This window comes from Paenibacillus sp. YIM B09110 (assembly GCF_037167145.1).
Classification (GTDB): domain Bacteria; phylum Bacillota; class Bacilli; order Paenibacillales; family Paenibacillaceae; genus Pristimantibacillus.
Window position 1 is genome coordinate 1 of sequence record NZ_JBANSP010000061.1, and the last position, 1,298, is coordinate 1,298.

The 1,298-nt window shown below is 48.8% G+C and carries 1 protein-coding gene and 1 tRNA gene; one reads left to right on the forward strand and one right to left on the reverse strand.

Going from position 1 to position 1,298, the window contains the following annotated elements:
* The first annotated feature begins 10 nt into the window (after positions 1–10).
* Positions 11–93, forward strand: a tRNA-Leu gene (locus V8F51_RS31440).
* Positions 94–227: 134 nt separating this feature from the next.
* Here V8F51_RS31440 and V8F51_RS31445 read toward each other — a convergent pair.
* Positions 228–725: a DinB family protein gene (locus V8F51_RS31445; RefSeq protein WP_337104445.1), complete on the reverse strand. Its 498-nt coding sequence runs from the start codon at positions 723–725 to the stop codon at positions 228–230.
* Positions 726–1,298: the final 573 nt, after the last annotated feature.

The following is a 1,298-nucleotide window of genomic DNA, read 5'->3' on the forward strand; positions in this document are numbered from 1 at the left end:
CACTTACCATGCGCGTATGGCGGAATTGGCAGACGCACCAGACTTAGGATCTGGCGGGCGACCGTGGGGGTTCAAGTCCCTCTACGCGCACCATACTCTTTAAACTCAAGCCATGCTATGCATGGCTTTTTTGTATGCAATCATATAAATACAAACAGTCGCAGAGTACCGGCAGTCATTCCAGTGCCCTGCGACTTTTTGGCGTGCATCGAAGTGAGTAACTTAGTTCATTGGGTTTCCTCGTCGGCCGAGGGGCCGTAGAAGCCAGGCACTGGAATATCGAGAAGTCGAAAGTATACCCCGAGCTGCGCCCGGTGGTGAACCATGTGGTTTAATCCGAAGGTGCGGAGCGCGATTGCCCGCGTTTCACGGCGGATGATATGGTTGCCGTGGCGCAGTATCCATTCCGCGTTGAGTGTCTGCTCGTCGCATTCGGCGAGCAGCTTCTCCACCTTGCTGACGTTCGCGTCGAACTCATCCAGAACGTCAGCGGGTTTCTCCAGTGGCTCCCGCCGCTGCGGCAGGGTCGAAAGATCGAGCTCTGGGTACTGAAGAATCGCGATTTGCCAGTTCAGAAGGTTGGTAAGGTGTGTGGCCAGTCCTCCTAGCGTCATCGATTTCTCGTGGGGTTTCCAAGTCATATGCTCTTCGGGCAAGCGTTCCAGAATACGGCGTGTATTGGCCAGTTCATGCGCTGCGTCGCCGACGATCAGTTGTTTGTACATGAATGCATCTCCTCCCATATGGTTTAGCATACAATAAATTCCGGTCCAGCGGAAAGCTCTAGTCCCGCTCGTATGACTTTCAGCGGTTCAGTGCTCCTTGCAGACCTGCTCCATATCTAAGGAGAGTTTCTGATGACCTCTGATAGAGAAGCCAGAACTGAAGGTTACGATTTGCAGGTATAGGATAGCAAGCTATTGAACTTCTCTACTCTATCTATACAAAGGGAGGCACTCTTGGAAACGTGTGAGTGACGGAGTCGCATAGATCATAATTATACTCGGTCGGTAGACGCTGGTGGAGAAAGTGATGGAACTAAGCAAGCAGCCAAAACATCAGAATGTGAGTGGGAGGGTTAACGGTGAAAGCTACATTTACGGTTTTTGGCGAAGGTGATATTTTCAGATCTACTAAATAAATGAATGTATTTATAAAATAAATATAATAATTATAAAAAAATGCTTGCATTCATATATACAACCATGGTATATTCTAATTCCGGCCGAGAGAAACACACGCCGGACACGAAAGAAATGATTGTTCTTTGAAAACTGAACAACGAGCGAAACTGCCAG

What these genes read in the sequence shown, in the direction of transcription:
- V8F51_RS31445 (WP_337104445.1), bottom strand. Translation starts at nt 725, where the DNA reads ATGTACAAACAACTGATCGTCGGCGACGCAGCGCATGAACTGGCCAAT.